Origin of the sequence: Megasphaera sp. NM10, from assembly GCF_000417505.1 — a bacterium.
Taxonomy (GTDB): Bacteria; Bacillota; Negativicutes; order Veillonellales; family Megasphaeraceae; genus Megasphaera; species Megasphaera intestinihominis.
In genome coordinates this window covers 1-17,047 of the sequence record NZ_APHY01000057.1, presented here as the reverse complement: position 1 = coordinate 17,047, position 17,047 = coordinate 1, and the positions used below count along the sequence as shown (strand labels likewise).

The 17,047-nt window shown below is 47.2% G+C and carries 16 protein-coding genes; all 16 read left to right on the top strand.

Going from position 1 to position 17,047, the window contains the following annotated elements; all coding sequences use genetic code 11:
- Positions 1 to 250: 250 nt before the first annotated feature.
- Entirely contained in the window at positions 251 to 370 is a 120-nt protein-coding gene (locus NM10_RS13835) for a ribbon-helix-helix protein, CopG family (RefSeq protein WP_147675870.1), read from the top strand.
- Between the two features lie 193 nt (positions 371 to 563).
- Positions 564 to 734: a hypothetical protein gene (locus NM10_RS14060; protein WP_192813562.1), complete on the top strand. Its 171-nt coding sequence runs from the start codon at positions 564 to 566 to the stop codon at positions 732 to 734.
- A 692-nt stretch (positions 735 to 1,426) separates the two neighbouring features.
- The gene (rplM, locus tag NM10_RS09410; RefSeq protein ID WP_020311348.1) at positions 1,427 to 1,867 is read left to right on the top strand and encodes a 50S ribosomal protein L13; all 441 of its coding nucleotides are present in this window, start codon (positions 1,427 to 1,429) and stop codon (positions 1,865 to 1,867) included.
- Positions 1,868 to 1,889: 22 nt separating this feature from the next.
- Positions 1,890 to 2,282: a 30S ribosomal protein S9 gene (gene rpsI, locus NM10_RS09405; RefSeq protein WP_020311347.1), complete on the top strand. Its 393-nt coding sequence runs from the start codon at positions 1,890 to 1,892 to the stop codon at positions 2,280 to 2,282.
- A gap of 296 nt (positions 2,283 to 2,578) precedes the next feature.
- A complete protein-coding gene (locus tag NM10_RS09400; protein WP_020311346.1) occupies positions 2,579 to 2,899 on the top strand; it encodes a P-II family nitrogen regulator in 321 nt (106 codons plus the stop codon).
- A 40-nt stretch (positions 2,900 to 2,939) separates the two neighbouring features.
- Positions 2,940 to 3,836 carry a branched-chain amino acid ABC transporter permease gene (locus NM10_RS09395; protein ID WP_239639694.1) on the top strand — a complete coding sequence of 299 codons (897 nt, stop codon included), beginning with the start codon at positions 2,940 to 2,942 and terminating at the stop codon, positions 3,834 to 3,836.
- A 218-nt stretch (positions 3,837 to 4,054) separates the two neighbouring features.
- Complete coding sequence (locus tag NM10_RS09390; protein ID WP_020311344.1) at positions 4,055 to 4,816, top strand: branched-chain amino acid ABC transporter permease; 762 nt, start codon at positions 4,055 to 4,057, stop codon at positions 4,814 to 4,816.
- Positions 4,791 to 5,558 (top strand): ABC transporter ATP-binding protein, encoded by a 768-nt coding sequence (locus NM10_RS09385; RefSeq protein ID WP_020311343.1) that lies wholly within the window; start codon positions 4,791 to 4,793, stop codon positions 5,556 to 5,558. The genes NM10_RS09390 and NM10_RS09385 overlap by 26 nt, the downstream gene beginning before the upstream one ends.
- An 11-nt stretch (positions 5,559 to 5,569) precedes the next feature.
- Complete coding sequence (locus tag NM10_RS09380) at positions 5,570 to 6,274, top strand: ABC transporter ATP-binding protein (protein ID WP_192813563.1); 705 nt, start codon at positions 5,570 to 5,572, stop codon at positions 6,272 to 6,274.
- Between the two features lie 28 nt (positions 6,275 to 6,302).
- Positions 6,303 to 7,475: an ABC transporter substrate-binding protein gene (locus NM10_RS09375; RefSeq protein ID WP_020311341.1), complete on the top strand. Its 1,173-nt coding sequence runs from the start codon at positions 6,303 to 6,305 to the stop codon at positions 7,473 to 7,475.
- A 116-nt stretch (positions 7,476 to 7,591) separates the two neighbouring features.
- Complete coding sequence (locus tag NM10_RS09370; RefSeq protein WP_020311340.1) at positions 7,592 to 8,716, top strand: PucR family transcriptional regulator; 1,125 nt, start codon at positions 7,592 to 7,594, stop codon at positions 8,714 to 8,716.
- A 158-nt stretch (positions 8,717 to 8,874) separates the two neighbouring features.
- Positions 8,875 to 10,200 carry an aminotransferase class III-fold pyridoxal phosphate-dependent enzyme gene (locus NM10_RS09365; RefSeq protein ID WP_020311339.1) on the top strand — a complete coding sequence of 442 codons (1,326 nt, stop codon included), beginning with the start codon at positions 8,875 to 8,877 and terminating at the stop codon, positions 10,198 to 10,200.
- A gap of 192 nt (positions 10,201 to 10,392) precedes the next feature.
- Entirely contained in the window at positions 10,393 to 11,502 is a 1,110-nt protein-coding gene (locus NM10_RS09360) for an iron-containing alcohol dehydrogenase family protein (RefSeq protein WP_020311338.1), read from the top strand.
- Between the two features lie 142 nt (positions 11,503 to 11,644).
- Positions 11,645 to 13,837 (top strand): DUF3656 domain-containing U32 family peptidase, encoded by a 2,193-nt coding sequence (locus tag NM10_RS09355; protein WP_020311337.1) that lies wholly within the window; start codon positions 11,645 to 11,647, stop codon positions 13,835 to 13,837.
- A 20-nt stretch (positions 13,838 to 13,857) separates the two neighbouring features.
- On the top strand, positions 13,858 to 16,221 hold the full coding sequence (locus NM10_RS09350; RefSeq protein ID WP_036201013.1) for an endonuclease MutS2: 2,364 nt from the start codon (positions 13,858 to 13,860) through the stop codon (positions 16,219 to 16,221).
- A gap of 221 nt (positions 16,222 to 16,442) precedes the next feature.
- The coding region (locus NM10_RS09345; protein WP_020311335.1) for a helix-turn-helix domain-containing protein at positions 16,443 to 17,047 on the top strand (605 nt) is incomplete at its 3' end.

The window sequence follows — 17,047 nt, the reverse complement described above, 5'->3', positions numbered from 1 at the left end:
GGACGTCMKGTACGTCTTCCGCGCTCTTGATGTCGTAGTYGTTGAGGATTTGCTGAGCAATCTGCTCGCCTGGGGTAGTTGGTGGAGTTTTACACTTTGCCATTCTGTTACCGTCCTTATCTTTGTTTACCCCAGTATGGGGCATAAAGTAGATTCATGCAATACCGATTTACACAAACTATTTTACACTCCCTTATCTTTCCTTATTTTAACTATATTATAGGATTATGGGGAGAAGGGGAAATTATTTATGGCAACAAAAGATAAAACAAAAATATTACAGATTCGCATTGATGATGATATGCTAAGTGCATTTCAAGAGATAACTGAACGATTTAGCATCAATCGTTCGGCCCTTATTCGTTCGTAGATTAAGAAATATATTGATGCACATAAAAGCAACAACAATAACAACCAGTGGCTCTAGCTGGGGAATCCTATATTTTACACCAATTTAGGCTTTTTCCGTGCGAGCTGGGATAGTTTTAGCATGTTACGATATATACAAGGAAGGGGGGTTCGTATGGATAAGAAGCAACTTAAAAAAATATGGATGGCTTTTTTTGATAGATAATAACATAAAAAATATCGATGTAGCTGCTAAAATTGGTATAACTGGCAGTGCATTAGGTCAGCGTATAAATAATGGATCTATTCGATTTATTGATATGGTGAATATTTTTGAGTCATATGGATATGGATTGAAATTCTATCGTAAAAATAACGATTCATAGGATAGACTGTTCTCTTGTTTTAATTGAAGTCTTTCTCTTACAGGCAGTAATATTCGTGTCTGTATTGCTTCTGACGTTATACAAGGTACATTTGCCACATCTGAAGCAAAGAGCATAACAGGTAGCGCTAGATTTGAAAAAATTTAATGGCCTATCGCTTTTTTAGAAGGCTTTTTCATTTTGTCTGCCTCAAAATGAAAAAAAAGCAGGGCCATTTCTGACTCTGCTTTAGCAAGTTGCCCGGATTTGAACCGTGATCTTCCTCAATCAAGGCGTGCGCCCCGTACACTACTACTTGCTAGTTCAATTATACCAGCTTTTTGTAATGCGAGCACTACCTTTTTCTTTTTATCTGAGACAATATTATATATATAATATTGTGTATAGGATTCGCGGCGGCCTTTTTGGCCCGTCGGGTGCCGACTAGCGAAGGCGCAGGATGGGTGCCAAAACGGACAGCAGTGGCGGAACGCCCTGGGTCGGGACGTCCCCTACATAGCCCCGGCTGGGGCATTTTTTTGTGCTGATGGTTGATTGAAGAGATGCCTTATTTTAGAAGAAAAAAAGCTTGACAAGGTCTGTCTAAATCTGTAAAATAAATAAGTAAGCTTTTCACTTGGACTCCATTAGCCCCGGAGAAAGAGCACCAAAAGCTTGGTCAGTTAGTTAAATTCAGGGAGGAATCACACAGCATGAAAACTACATTTATGGCCAATGCAGGCAACATCGAACGCAAATGGTTTGTTGTTGATGCTGAAGGCCAGACATTAGGCCGTCTTGCTGCCGAAGTAGCTAAAGTTCTTCGGGGAAAACATAAACCTACTTTTACCCCGCATGTTGATACAGGCGATTATGTAATCGTAGTAAACGCAGCAAAGGTTAAATTAACAGGTAAAAAATTAATCCAGAAAACCTATTTCCATCATTCCGGTTATCCCGGTGGAGCTAAATTCACTCAGGCCGGCCACATGCTCGAAGCACGTCCGGAACGCGTTGTTGAAATGGCAGTTCGCGGTATGCTCCCGAAAAATAAATTGGGTGAACAGATGTACCGCAAACTGAACGTTTATGCAGGTGCTGAACATCCGCATCAGGCTCAGAAACCTGAAGTTTTGAAGTTAAACATTCGCTAATTAATACCGGGAGGAAGATTTCATGGCAGTAGCACAGTACTACGGCACTGGCCGTAGAAAGACATCCGTTGCTAGAGTTCGTCTGGTTCCGGGTCAGGGTAAAATCACAGTCAACAAAAAAGAATTGAACGAATATTTCGGTCGTAAAACACTGGAATTGGTTATTAAACAGCCGCTCGTACTCACAGGCGTAACTGAACAGTACGACGTCATCGCTGACGTTAAAGGTGGCGGCCCGTCCGGCCAGGCCGGCGCAATCCGTCACGGCATCAGCCGTGCCCTTTTGGAAGTCGACGGCGATTTCCGTCAGGCTCTCAAAAAAGCTGGTTTCCTCACACGCGACCCGCGTGAAAAAGAACGCCGTAAATACGGCCTCAAGAAAGCTCGTAAAGCTTCCCAGTTCTCGAAACGTTAATATTTTTCCAAGATATTTTCGTCAAACCTATGCAACCGATAAACCGCATGAACTAAGTGTTCATGCGGTTTTCTTTTTTTGCCTGAAGACTAAATGGCTCGTTTTGTGCAAATATATAAAAAAAATGGGCCGTTTATATATTGAAATCATAGGTTATACGTTTTATACTTTACCTATCAAACGAAAGAAATATAATTAAATATATTAGATATTAGTATATTTAATTATATTAAAGGACAATGAAGTCAAGAGATGATTTCATTGTCTTTTTTTATTTTGATTAGGAGGTGGAAACCATGATTGAAATAAAAGCGATTATACGGCGGGAACGATTACAAATCGTAAAAGAAAAGCTGGCTGAAAAAGGGTATTATGGGTTAACTCATTGGCATGTCATGGGACGTGGCAAGCAGCGCGGCGTTAAAATCGAAGGAGTTCAATATGATGAACTGCCTAAAGAAATGTTGTATATCGTCGTTCACGATGAACATAAGACGGAAGTGCTTATGACAATTATTCATGCATCTCGTCTAAATGAACGGGGCAATCCTGGTGATGGCCGGATTTTTATTACTAATATAGATGAAGGTTATACCATCAGTGATCAGCTGCTTTAAAAAGAGAGTATTAAAAAGAGAGTATTAAAAGGAGGCGGTTATGATGGATGGAATTTTCGTTTTGCAGTTTGGGCAGCAGTTGGTCAATGGCATCTCATTGGGAAGCATATATGCTTTGATTGCTTTGGGCTACACGATGGTTTACGGCATTATGAAGCTGATAAACTTTGCTCATGGTGATATTTATATGGTTGGTGCCTACGCCGGGTTCTTTGCCGCGACGGCAACGGACCTGCCCTTTATTGCCTGCATTATCTGTGCCATGGCAGTAACCGGGGTTTTAGGTATAGTTGTGGAACGCCTTGCCTACAAGCCCTTGCGGCACAGCCCTAAGATAGCTATTTTAACTACCGCCATTGGCGTAAGCCTTTTCCTGGAATATACGACAATGTTGATTTTATCCCCTCAGCCGAGAACATTTCCTCAGTTGATTAATAATACAATTTATAATTGGGGTGGCATTGTCATTTCATTACAGCAAATCATCATTCTCGTAACTGCTATTGTACTGATGATTGTACTGACCTACGTTGTCAATTATACAAAAATGGGAAAAGCCATGCGGGCTGTTTCTTATGATCCCGATGCAGCACAACTTATGGGAATCAATGTAGATAAAACCATTTCCTTTACGTTCTTCATGGGTTCCAGCTTGGCCGGGGCTGCCGGTGTGCTCGTTGGCATTTACTATAATTCCATTGAACCGCTCATGGGTATCATGCCTGGAATGAAAGCTTTCATTGCCGCTGTATTAGGTGGCATCGGCATTATTCCCGGGGCCATGACAGGCGGTATCATCCTGGGGATTGTAGAAGCCATGGTCAGCGGTTTCATTTCTTCTACCTTTAGAGATGCTGCAGCTTTTGCCATCTTGATTATTATTTTGCTGATTAAACCTACTGGTCTTTTAGGCAAGAACGAACATGAGAAAGTGTAGGTGACCCAGATGATAAAGCAGTTAAGAAAAGAAGATGCACTGTTTCTAGCTATTTCAATCGTCGTATTCGTTGTTTTTCAGTTTCTCATGTCAGAACGGATTTTATCCTCATTTTGGAGGCTTAATATTACGGTTATCTGTCTGAACATCATTTTAGCATCCAGCTTGAACCTCATTAATGGTGTTACGGGACAATTTTCCCTGGGACATGCCGGCTCATGGCCATTGGTGCTTACGTATCTGCAGTGTTTACCATTTTCCTACACACCCCCTTCATCGTCAGCCTTATAGCTGGCGCCGGGGCAGCCGGTCTCCTGGGATTCTTGATTGGCGTGCCGACACTACGACTGGAAGGCGATTATCTGGCCATTGCTACATTGGGAATGGGCGAAATTATCCGCATCTGCATCCTGAATATTCCCCAGGTTGGCGGTGCATCAGGGTTGTCGGGCATTCCTAATGAAACAACATTTTCATGGTTGTTCTTCAGCATGATCATCACCTTATTCGTGATTAAAAATATTCTCCATTCCAACAAAGGCCGTGCCTGCCTGGCTGTACGGGAAAATTCCATAGCTGCTGAAGCCATGGGCATCAATATTACCAAAACAAAAGTGTTTGCCTTTACTGTTGCCTCTATATTCGCCGGTCTGGCAGGGGCTCTGTTTTCCCACTATTTCGGGATTGCCCATCCATCGAGCTTTACCTTCATGCGGTCTTTTGACATCATGACCATGGTTGTACTCGGCGGCCTGGGAAGTATTTCTGGATCTATTGTAGGCGCTGTGATTTTAACGTTCATCACGGCGGCTATGCAGAGTTATCCGGAATACCGGATGATTGTCTATGCTTTGCTTTTAATTGTACTTATGCTTTACCGGCCGAATGGTATATTTGGCAGTCATGAAGTTGCAGCTCTCATTTGGGGGAAATGGCACAAAAGAGGTGAAAAAGATGGCGCAGTTGTTGAAAACAAATAATCTTTCCAAATCCTTCGGGGGAATCAAAGCCGTTCAGAATTTCGATATCTATTTGAACGAAGGTGAACTGATCGGGCTCATTGGTCCTAATGGCGCCGGCAAGACGACAGCTTTTAACCTCTTGACCGGTGTATATCAGCCGACGACAGGCAGCATCCTGTTAGATGGCGTCAATCTCGTTGGCATGAAGCCTCATACGATTACCCAGCACGGCGTTGCACGGACCTTTCAGAATATCCGCCTCTTTGACAATCTGAGCGTCCTGGACAATGTCAAGATTGCTTTTAACTACCGCGTGAAGTACAATCTGGCTGAAACTATCTTGCGTATCGGGCGGTATGGCAAAGAAGAAAAGCAGGTGGAACAGGAATCTTTGGATATTTTGAAGATATTTAATCTGGCAGATAAAAAAGATGAGCTGGCAAAAAATCTTCCCTATGGTAAACAGCGCCATCTTGAAATTGCCAGAGCTCTGGCAGCTAAGCCCAAATTGCTACTCCTTGATGAACCGGCAGCCGGAATGAATCCGCAGGAAACCCAAGATTTAATGAAAATGATTGAGTGGATCCGGGAAAAATTCCATTTGACAATTCTTCTGATTGAACACGATATGGCTCTGGTCATGGGAATTTGCGAACGGATTTATGTATTGGAATTCGGAAAAATCCTGGCTGAAGGGATTCCCGATGAAATTAGGTCCAATGCAGAAGTCATTAAAGCTTATTTGGGGGAAGAGGTGTAGTCAGCATGAGTATGTTGGAACTAAAAGACATCAATGTGTATTATGGATCCATCCATGCTATCAGGGATATGTCTTTATCTGTTGAAGAAGGGCAGATAGTCAGTTTGATAGGGGCAAATGGGGCAGGAAAAACAACGACGCTCCGCACCATTTCAGGATTGCTCCGTTCAAAAACAGGCTCCATTGATTTCATGGGCGAACCGATTACCAAGAAAAGTGCAGAATATATCGTGCGCGACGGGATTTCCCATTGTCCTGAAGGAAGAAGGGTTTTCGCCAATATGTCTGTACAGGAAAACCTGGAAATGGGAGCCTTTACCCGGAAGGATAAAAAAGAGATTGCTGAGTCTCTTGAGATTGTGTATCAACATTTTCCCCGCCTTAAAGAACGAATGAAGCAAATGGCAGGTACATTATCAGGTGGAGAACAACAGATGCTAGCCATGGGACGGGCCTTGATGAGCAAGCCCAAGCTGCTGCTTCTCGATGAGCCGTCCATGGGCTTGGCGCCGATATTGGTAAAAGAGATATTCAATATTATTGAAGAAATACATAAATTGGGGACCACGGTCCTTTTGGTTGAACAAAATGCTCGCATGGCCCTAGCGATTTCCGACTACTCTTATGTGTTGGAAACAGGTACTATCTATTTGAAAGGAGAGGCTCAAAAGCTGATTGCAAGTGAAGAAATCCGCAAGGCGTATTTAGGTGGCTGATTAGCCAGGCAACAGAGGAGGAATTAGTATGACAGGAAAATCCATAAGAAAATGTATCATTACGGCATTGGCAGTAATGTCTTTGGCCGTATCCCTGACCGGTTGTAGTGGTGGCAGTGCCGACAGCGATACAATTAAAATCGGCGGCAACTTTGAATTAACCGGGAACAGTGCTTCCTATGGGGCTTCTGCCAAAAATGGCATGGAAATGGCGGTAAAGGAAATCAATGACCAGGGAGGCCTTTTAGGCAAGAAAATAGAAATTGTGACAGCTGACAACCGCAGTGAAGCAACAGAAGCAGCCAATGCCATGCAGAAACTTCTGGACAGTGATGTAAAATTCATCATTGGACCGGATACATCGAGTGGCAGCCTGGCCTGTGTCAATACAGCGGATAAGGAAAAAATCCCTATGATTACTCCTTATGGCACGAATCCGGATATTACCGTAGATCCGTCAAGCAAACAGGTCCATCCTTACGTGTTCCGGACCGCTTTTATCGATACATTTCAGGGCAAGGTCATGGCTGATTTTGCCGTAACCAACCTTAAAGCTAAAACAGCAGCAATTTATGTGGATAATTCAAGCGACTATGCCAAAGGGCTTCAGAAATTCTTCGTCGATGAATTTGGAGCCAAAGGTGGACAAGTTGTATCTGAAGAAGCCTATCTCCAGAAAGATACGGACTTTAAAGCCGCACTTACAAAAATAAAGGCAGCTAACCCGGATATTATATTCGTCCCCGGCTACTATCAGGAAGTCGGAATGATCGTAAAACAGGCCCGCGAACTGGGTATCACCCAGCCGATTGTCGGCGGTGATGGCTGGGATAGTGCCAAATTGATTGAAATTGCCGGTGCCGATAATCTCAATAACTGCTATTTTGGCAATCACTATTCTGCTGATGATACATCTGATGAAGTCAAGACATTTGTTGCCAATTATCAGAAAGCCTATAATGTTAAACCGGATGCCCCGGCTGCACTGGCTTACGATAGCGTCATGATTCTGGCTAAAGCTATTAAGGATGCCAACAGCCTGGACGCGGACAAGGTAAAAGATGCTTTGGCTAAGATCAGCAATTTGAAGGCTGTTACAGGGACTATTACGTATGATGAAAATCATGACCCTGTCAAATCGGCTGTCATTCTTACGTTCAAAGAAGGAAAACAGAGCTTTGTTACTAAAATTCAGCCGTAACTATGAGTTAAATATATGATGATTTTTTAGAATATGTATTGCTGTCATGGGAGATTTATATTATTCTCATAATATAAATCTCCTGTTTTTCTGTATTTCTATAAGGAAGTGGAATTATGACTGTTACTGTCGATTATTTGTATAAGAAAAGTGAAAATCTGTATGGAATGAAAATCCTTGCAGGTGAAGCAGGGATGAATCGCACGGTAGAATGGATTCATATGATTGAAGGGATACAGCCCGCTTCCTTTCTACGTGGTGGGGAACTTGTCTTTTTAACGGGAATTAGTTGCGATGGAGATGTATGGCTGCAAGAATATGTAAAAAAATTACTTCATTGTCAATGTGCAGGTATCGTTGTCAATATAGGTCCATATATCAAACGTGTACCTTCTACAGTTATTGATTTTTGTAATGAACACAAGCTGCCCTTATTTACGATTCCCTGGGAAGTCCATTTAGTAGATGTTACTCGGTATATGTGCCGATTTATGATTGACGATGAAAAGAAGAAGCAAAGTATTATAGATGCTCTTCAAGAAATTTTATTGTTTCCTGGGCAATGCCAAAATGCCTGTGCTATTTTGGAAAACAATGGATTCAGCATTACGGGGGAATTTCGTGCTATCGTCATACGTAGTGAAAATTTAGATAACAATGAAGAAATTTTAGCTTTTTTAAAAATTTGGAATAGTCAGATTGTTGCTTTTGCTTATCATGCAGATATTGTTGTTATTCAAAGTGGAAAGAATTTGAATGATGATGAATCAATAGCCATGCAAATCTTTAATTATCTAGCAGAAAAACACCTTCAGATTTTTATTAGTGTAGGAAGCGTAGTCCGAAAAATCGCTGATTTATCGCTCAGCTATCACCAAGCTTCGGCTATTAATATATTAGCAGAAAGAGAGGAACAGTCTGTTGTTTATTATGAAAAAATGGGCGTTTATAAGCTATTGTTGAATGGAACTCCCAAAACGGTAATAAAACAATTCTATGAAGATACATTAGGACCTCTGGAAGATTATGATAAGTCTCATACGTCTAATTTAATGGAAACTTTGTACTATTATCTGGAGCATGAGTGCAGCATTAAAAAGACGGCTGATCATGAGGTTGTACATCGAAATACAATTCTCTATAAATTTAATAAAATAGAACAAATATTGGGAATTTCTATTAATAACGAAGAAGATAAATTGGCGATTTTGATGGCGTTTAAAATTCGCAGATTGTTATGAGTATTTTGTGCAAACATACAAAAATGTTGATGATTTTGCGCATTGAAGCTCTTGTTTCGACAGTATATAATAAGCACAACAAAAGAAAGCAATGAGGCTCTTAGAATAGAGAATCGTTGCTTTTTTGTTTTATATCAGAAGATGAGAAGGAGATGCTTATGATGACAGGTGCAGAAATTAAAGAAATGGATTTAGCATATAATCTTCATTCTTGGGCAAAACAGGGAAATTTAGACCCGTTAGTCATTACCAAAGCGGATGGTATTTATTTATGGGACGCTGATGGAAAGCAATACATGGATATGTCTTCTGAATTAGTTAATTCCAATGTGGGGCATGGAAATCAGGATATTATTCAGGCTATAAAAGAACAGGCAGATAAATTTTGCTTTTTATCTCCTGCTTTTGCCGTGGAACCACGGGCTAAGTTAGCTAAGATGGTCATTGATCGGATGCCGGATAATATGGGAAAGGTTTTCTTTACGAATGGGGGCGCTGATGCCAATGAAAATGCTGTGAAAATTGCCCGGCTATATACGGGGCGTTATAAAATCATGAGCCGATATCGCAGTTATCATGGCTCATCATTTGGTGCGGGGAATGTCTCAGGCGAACCACGGCGGTATGCTGTTGAACCAGGCATCCCAGGCTTCATCAAATTTTTTGATCCCTATTTGTATCGGGAAGCCGTCTCCTTTGATAGTGAAGAAGAAGCGACAAAGTTTTATATGACTAAATTGCGGGAACAGGTTATTTATGAAAATCCTGATACCATTGCAGCTATTATCTTAGAAACGATTACTGGTTCAAATGGCATTATTATTCCACCTAAAGGTTATTTGCAGGGTGTTCGTAAAATCTGTGATGAATTCGGTATTATGATGATTTGTGATGAAGTCATGGCGGGATGGTGCCGCACGGGTAAGATGTTTGCCTTTGAACATTTCAATGTAAAACCGGATATAGTGTCTTTTGCTAAGGGCATTACTTGCGGATATGTACAGCTCGGTGGGGTCGCGGTATCTAAAAAGATATCAGCCTTTTTTGATGACCATGTACTTTCGTGTGGTTTGACTTATAGTGGGCATCCTTTAGCTTGTGCGGCAGGGATTGCCTGCTTGAATTATTATGATAAAACCCATATTCTTGATCATGTTAACGAAATGGGAAAGATATTAGGTGATATAGAAGAAGGGATGAAGGCTAAGCATGCTTGCATAGGTGATGTCCGCTATATTGGTCTTTGGTCTGCCTTAGAATTAGTTAAAGATAAAACAACGAAAGAACCGATGGTACCTTTTGGGCGAGACCCGGAAGGAATTATGCCAAAAATTATTAAGACATTGATTTCTAAAGGATTTTATACATATTCTCATGAAAATATGATTATTGTTGCACCGCCGTTGATTATCACCGAAGAACAGCTGCGAAAGGCGATGACTATTTTGGACGAAGTGCTAACTGAAGTTGATAAAATGATTTGATGAGATAAATTTCTATATGCTTTATATCGCAGGCGTGTTCAAATGAGATGATTGCATCCTTTGGGCACGCTTGCTTGCTTTTCTCTTGCCCATAAACATGATAAAATATATATGCTATGGATAATTTTATTATTAAGTGTAAGCTTAGTATTTATGATAAATTCAAGATAACTTAAAAAAGGGGGAATCCGCATGTTTACGTATTATATGCCGACGAAGGTGTTTTTTGGAAAGGGCTGTATCGCTCAGTCCGGCGAAGTGCTGGCTGATCTGGGACGCAAGGCGCTGCTGGTCACGGGGCGTCATTCGGCCAAGGTGAATGGGTCCCAGGCTGCTGTTGTGGAAAAGCTGGATGAATTGGGGATTTCCTGGTTCCTTTTTGATGAGGTCGAAAATAATCCGTCTGTAGCGACGATCCGCAAGGCCGCTGCATTGGCCTTGGAAAAGGGCGTCGATTTCGTCATCGGTATCGGCGGCGGTTCGCCCATGGATGCGGCCAAGGCCATCGCCCTGGTCTGCACGCAGGAGCAGGAGCTGGATGATGAACAGTTGTTTACCGGCCCGTACCGCAAGCCCTTGCCCATCGTCGCCGTACCGACGACGGCCGGGACGGGCAGTGAAGTGACCAAGGTCAGCGTCCTGACCAATCCCAAGGCCGGGACCAAGCAGTCCATCAATACGCCGCTCATTTTCCCGGTCTATGCCTTTGCCGACCCGGCCTTTACGGACAGTGTGCCCGAAGCCGTCACCATTGATACGGCCATTGATGCCTTGTCCCATGCCATCGAAGGCTATATGTCCACGGCGTCGACGCCCATGAGCGATGTCTGGGCCGAAGAAGCCATGCGTTTCCTCGGCGTCCATTTGACGGACCTCAAAGGCGACGTTTCGCCTGTCGTCCGGGAAGACCTGCTCTATGGCTCGACCCTGGCAGGCATCACCATTGCCCAGACGGGGACGACCATGGTCCACAGCATGGGTTATATGCTGACCTATTATAAGGGACTCAGCCATGGCCGGGCCAATGGCCTGCTCTTGCCGGCGTACATGAAGCTCATGGAAGAAACGATGGCCGATAAGGCGGAAAAGGTCTGGGCTATCCTGGGCCTGTCCGGTGCCGGCGATTTTGCGGCCCTTATGCAGGATCTCATGGGCGATACCGTCGATTTGAGCGACGAAGAAATCGAAAAATTCGTCACCCTGACCTTGCCGACAGGCGGTGTCCAGCGGACGCCATATGCCGTCACGGCGGAGCTGCTCACTCGTATTTATCAGCAGTTGGCTGGGACACATAAATCGTAAAAGCGTAATTGCCGTATGACGATAGCGCTTTTTGAGTTCGCAGTTTTTAGTTTTTAGTTTGTAGTGAGGGCAAAAATTTAAAACCCAATTTCTACAAACTACAAACTCTATGCTATAAACTATTAAAAGTAGGAGGATTTTCATGGCAGAATTATTAGCCCCGGCAGGCTCTTTAGAAAATGTACTCACGGCCATTGACGCCGGTGCCGATGCCGTTTATTTTGGCGGGAAAGGCTTCAATGCCCGCAAATTTGCTCATAATCTCGACGATGCTGAAATCGGACAGGCTGTCCGGACGGCTCATTTATTTGGTGTCAAAGTCTATGTCACGGTCAATATCCTTATGGCAGACACGGAATTAGAGGCGTTGTCGGCCTATTTGCAGCTCCTCGACTCATTCGGCGTCGATGGCATCATCGTCCAGGACCTGGCTGTAGCCGCTTTGGCCCGGAAAGTCGCACCGGATCTGCCGCTCCACGGCAGTACGCAGATGACTGTGGCCGACTTGGACGGCGTCCGTTTCCTTGAAGCCAATGGCTTCACCCAGACCGTCTTGTCCCGCGAATTGTCGGCGCAGGAAATCCGTTTCATCGCTTCTCAGTCGTCCATTCCCATTGAAGTCTTCATCCACGGCGCGTCGTGCATGGCCTATTCCGGCCAGTGCCTGATGAGCAGTTTCCTCGGCGGCCGCAGCGGCAACCGCGGTGCCTGTGCCCAGCCCTGCCGTCAGCCTTATACGCTGCTCTGCGATGGCCAACCTGTCATGAAACACGAGGCCTATGTCCTCAGCCTGAAGGATTTGAAATCCCTCGATTATATCGACGACTTGCTCGATGCCGGCGTCACGTCCTTTAAAATCGAAGGCCGCATGAAGGGCGATACCTACGTCCGGACCGTCGTTTCGGCGTACCGCAGGGTCATCGATGCCCATTACCAGAGCCCGCAGCAGCGCAAGGCCGCCCATCACGAAGCGGCAGCCCTCCTGGAAGGCGCCTTTAACCGCAGTTATCAGGCCGATTTCCTGGGAGATTCCGTCAGCCGCCGCACGTTGACCGAACGCAATCCGTCGGGGCGGCAGACGGCTGATGACATGGCCGGCGGATTGACGCGGAAACTTTCCATCTATGGCCATGTCGACACGGAAGACCAGGGGAACCTGCGCCTGACCTTGTGGGATGAAAATGGCCATACCGCCTCGGCCGTAGCCGATTTCCAGCCTGAACCGGCCCGCCAGCGGCCGGCAACGGCCGATTACGTCCAGGGCCAGCTCGGCCGCCTGGGCGATACGCCCTTTGCCCTGGCCAGTGTGACCGTGTGGGATGAAACGCGCATGATCCCGGCCAGTGTCCTGAACGGCTTGCGCCGTCAGGCCGTTCAGGCTTTGACCGAGGCCATCCTGGCGGATTACCCGCGGCCGGCAGCCGGAAAGGCCCGGCAGCGGCAGGCTCCGGACAGGCAGCCTGGGGACAAGGAGGCCATGCAGCTCGTCGTCCGCTGTGACAGTGTCGACGGCGTCGTCGCCGCCGCGGACCAGGGTGCCGACGTCATCATCTTTGGCGGCGAATCGTACCATCATCATCCCTTCGGCACCAAGGCCTGGCAGGCCGCCGTCCAGGCCGCTCATGAACAGGGCGCGGCGCTGTGGGCCGGTACGCCGCGTATTGTCCGCGAAGAGAACCGGCTGGTCGTCCAGAACGAACTGGAACGGGCCATCACGGCCGGCGTCGATGGTATCTATGCCGGTGCCATGGCGGTCTTTGCCATGATAGCCGACTTGAATATTACCGTGCCCGTCCGGGCCGATTGGTCCCTCAATATCTTTAACAGCCAGGCGGCCCGGGCCTATGCGTCCTTGGGCTGTACGGCCATTACGGCGTCTGTCGAGGCGACGCTGCGCCAGCTGAAAGAAATGGTCCGCCAGAGCGGCTGTCCCATCGAAGCCGTCGTCCAGGGCCGGGCCGAAATGATGGTCACTGAGTCCTGCGTCATTTCGTCCTTTGCCGGCAAGGGCCAGAAGAAAGGCTGCCCGGGCGTCTGCAACCGCGGTGCCTATGCCCTGCGGGACCGCCGGGACGAAACGTTCCCTGTCGTCACCGACCAGTATTGCCGCAACCACATCCTCAACAGCCGGGATCTGGATATGGCGCCGTACTATAAAGACCTGTGCCGCGCCGGCATCGCCGCCATCCGCATCGAAGGCCGCGGCCGCACGCCGCAGTGGATCGGCCAGCAGGTCAGCCGGTACCGCCGCCTCTGTGACGGTACGGAAACGATGCTCTTAGGCAGGGAAGACCAGACCGTGACGCGCGGTCATTTCTTCCACGGAATCTTATAACAACAGGAGTAATGCCATTTATGAATAAAAGAAGTATGAGGATTTTGGGATTCTACCAGGTCCAGAACCTGCTGGTCCGCCTGGCCCCGTCCCGGTTGTCTAAAGAAATCGCCCGCCGCCTGAGACCGGTGAACGATGGCGATGTCATTGAAAAGAACCTGACCGATACGGAAGAAGCCGTCCGCTGCATGCAGACGGAAACGAGTACGCCCTTCGGCGGCATCGTCGATATCCGTCCGTCCCTGGAAAAGGCCAAGCGCGAAGTGACCCTCGATTCCCATGAATGTATCGATATCTGGAATAACCTCCAGCATTATGGGGAAATCCGGTCGTTCTTCGCCGAACGGGGGGCTGAGTATCCCCAGCTGGCCGAACAGGCTGAGGTCATCGGCGATTTTTCCCAGCTTTCTCATTCTTTCGCCACTGTCTTTGACAACAACCGCCAGATCCGCGACAATGCGTCGCCGGAATTGATGCGCCTGCGCAGCCGTATCGTCGAACTGGAACGGCAGACCAAGCGCTATGTCAATAATGTCCTGCAGAACAAGGAATACCAGAAGTATTTCCAGGATGCCCTGGTCACAGTGCGCAACAACCGCTATGTCATCCCCATCAAGCAGGAATACCGCCATGCCTTTCCCGGCATCGTCCACGATACGTCGGCCAGTGGTTCGACGCTCTATGTCGAACCGCTGGCCATCGTCAATGCCAACAACGACCTGCAGGCCGCCCGCATTGGCGAAACGAAGGAAATCGAACGCATTTTCCGCCGCCTGACGGCCAAAGTGCAGCAGCAGTACAATGACTTGTATGACAGCACGAAGTGTGTCGGTCAGCTGGAATTCGCCTTTGCCAAGGCCCAGTTAGCCTTGAAGATGAAAGCCTGCCGTCCGGCTATTTCCAAGACGCGGGAAATCAGGCTTATCCAGGCCCGCCATCCCCTCATCGACGCCAAGCACGTCGTGCCCAATACCATCGTCATCGGCGGCGATTACCGCATCCTGCTCATTACGGGCTCCAACACGGGTGGCAAGACCGTTTCCATGAAGACCCTGGGCCTTTTGGTCCTCATGCATCAGGCCGGCCTGTTCATCCCAGTCGGCGAATCGTCGGAACTGCCCGTCTTCCGCGACGTCTTTTCCGACATCGGCGACGAACAGGATATTTCCCAGAACCTGAGTACCTTTTCCAGCCATATGAAGCAGCTCATCTACATCCTCAAGCACTGCGGGCCGGAAGACCTCATCCTGGCAGACGAACTCGGTTCCGGTACGGACCCGGCCGAAGGCAGTGCCATCGCCATTGCCATCCTCGATGCCTTTTACCAGAAAGGCTCGTATGTCATGGTCACGACCCATTACAATGACCTCAAGAACTATGCCTATAATACGCCGGGCATCGAAAACGGCCACGTCGAGTTCGATATGGAAACGCTGAAGCCGACGTACAAGCTGCGCATCGGCTCGGCCGGCAGTTCCCACGCCTTCAGCATCAGCGAACGCCTGGGCATGCCCAAGGATATCCTGGAAAAAGCCAAAGACCTGCGCAGCAAGGCTCAGGACATGAATATGGAAAAAGTCCTGACCCAGCTCAATGCACAGGCCAAAAAGATGGACGAAGAACAGGCGGAACTGGAATACCGCCTGCGCGAAGCGCGGAAACTGGAAGACGATTTGCGCAAAGAAAAGGACAAGGTCACGTCGAAGCGGCAGGATATCATCGACGCCAGCCGCCGCGATGCCGTCGACCTCAAGCGCAACCTCCGCGTCGAAGCCGAAAAGATTATCCGCGAGCTGAAGGCCCAGTCCAAGGAGGGGACGGACCGGGAAAAGGCCAAGGCCATCGACAAGGCCCGCCGGGCTATCCAGCAGATTTCCCTGCCTGAAGCGGAAAAGCCCCAGCGCGACCCTGTCGACCTGTCGAAATTGAAAGTCGGCCAGCAGGTCTTCGTCAACAACCTGGACAGCGTCGGCACGGTCGAAGACATCGGCAGCAAACAGCTGACCGTCTCCGTCCGGGGCATGACGGTCCGGGTCAAATTCAAAGACGTCAGTGCGCCGTACCTGGACGAATTGAAGAAAGAACAACAGGCCGAAAAGAAAGCCGCTGCCGCCTCGTCGTACCGGCCTATCCGCACGTCCAGCGTGGCCACGGAATTGAACATCATCGGCAAGACCTTCAGCGAAGCCCTGCCGGAAGTAGAACGCTTCCTCGACCAGGCCCTGGCTGCCGGCTTCAGTCCGGTCAAGATCATCCACGGCAAGGGCAGCGGCGCCCTGCGCCGTCAGATCCACGCCTTCCTAGACGACCAGCCGTTCGTCAAGAAATACCAGCTCGACGACGTAGAAGGCGGCGGTGCCGGCGTCACCCTGGTCTATTTCTAAGGAAAGTGGGGGGCTGTCGCACGAAGGTTTTTGCCATCATGCAAGACCCCTCTTACTTTATAGTTTGTAGTATGGAGTTTGTAGTTTGTAGAACGGAGTTTATAGTTTGTAGGGGACGCCCGTGGGCGGTTGTTATGTGCAATAACATAGTTTACATAAATAGGGGTCTTCCCCCTACTGAAAAAAGTGATACTTTTAGGCATAAGAAGGAGTTGATTCTTATGCCATGGGAAGAAAGGAATGTCACCAAAGCTATGTTACGCAAAGAATTCGTTGAACGGGTACTTGCTCATGAGAAGAGCAAAAAAGCCCTTTGTCTTGAATATGGAATCAGTCGTCCTACAGGAGACAAGTGGATTAAGAGGTATCGTGAAAATTCTTCTTGTGAAGAACTTTCACGAGAACCTCACCACCGTGCCAATCGCACATCCCCTGAAATGGAAGCACTGGTCATCAAGACACGAAAAGAAAATTATGACGCGTGTGCCTTAGTTGTCCATACCCTTTTGAAACGACAAGGTATTCCAAACGTTCCCTGTGTCCGTACCATTAACAATATCTTTCATCGGTACGGCTTGATCACACCGGACGCCAGTCAGGCAGCTACACCTTATACACGTTTCGAAAAAGAAGCTCCTAACGACATGTGGCAAACCGATTTCATCGGTCACTTCGCCTTGAAAAACCAAAGACGCTGCCATCCTTTGATGGTGATGGATGACCATTCCCGGTTCAACCTAAGCTGCCATGCTCAATACGGGGAAACCTTCGGCGATACGATACCGGTAATGAGAAAAATATTTCTGGAATATGGTGATGCCRAAGG